General features: G+C 65.7%; 1 protein-coding gene. It reads right to left on the bottom strand.

The genetic code is table 11. From position 1 onward, the window contains the following. Nucleotides 1–629, bottom strand: a 629-nt coding sequence (locus ABGB16_RS33930) for an MFS transporter (protein WP_347672129.1), incomplete at both ends; no start/stop codon positions are given.

Below are 629 nucleotides of genomic sequence, written 5' to 3'. Positions count from 1 at the left end.
TTGCTTCGGTCCATAGGACAGGGTGAACACGGTGGCGATGTAGAACGGGATGGTCCCCGCCGTCAACGCGCCCATCCCGATCAACAGGGCCCTCTTGTGGTGCCGCAGGATGACGGCGATCGGGACGCCGGCTCGCTGCCCCGACTCGCGGATCTCGCGGAACTCCGGCGTTTCCAGTACCCGCAGCCGGACATAGAGTCCGACCAGCAGCAACACTGCGCTAGCCAGGAACGGGATGCGCCAGCCCCAGCTCAGAAGCGAATTCCCGGTCAGGTGAACCACCAACAGATAGGCCGCACTGGCCAGCACTAGGCCTGCGTTCACCCCCTGTGTTGGCCACGAGCCGTAGTAGCCGCGACGCTTGGCGGGCGCGGGTTCGACAGCTATGAGGATGGCGCCACCCAGTTCGCCGCCGGCCGACAGCCCTTGCATCAACCGAGCGATCACCAGCAGGGCTGGCGCCCAGATCCCGATCGCACTGTAGGTGGGCAACAGGCCGATCACACTCGTGCCGACGGCCATTATCAGCAGCGTGAGGATGAGCGTCGCCTTTCGCCCGATCCGGTCCCCGATATGTCCGAACAGCACGCCGCCTAGCGGTCGGGCGACAAAGGCCACGGCGAAGGCTG

Source organism: Micromonospora sp. B11E3 (assembly GCF_039871625.1).
GTDB lineage: Bacteria > Actinomycetota > Actinomycetes > Mycobacteriales > Micromonosporaceae > Micromonospora.
This window is presented reverse-complemented; position numbering and strand designations above follow the sequence as displayed.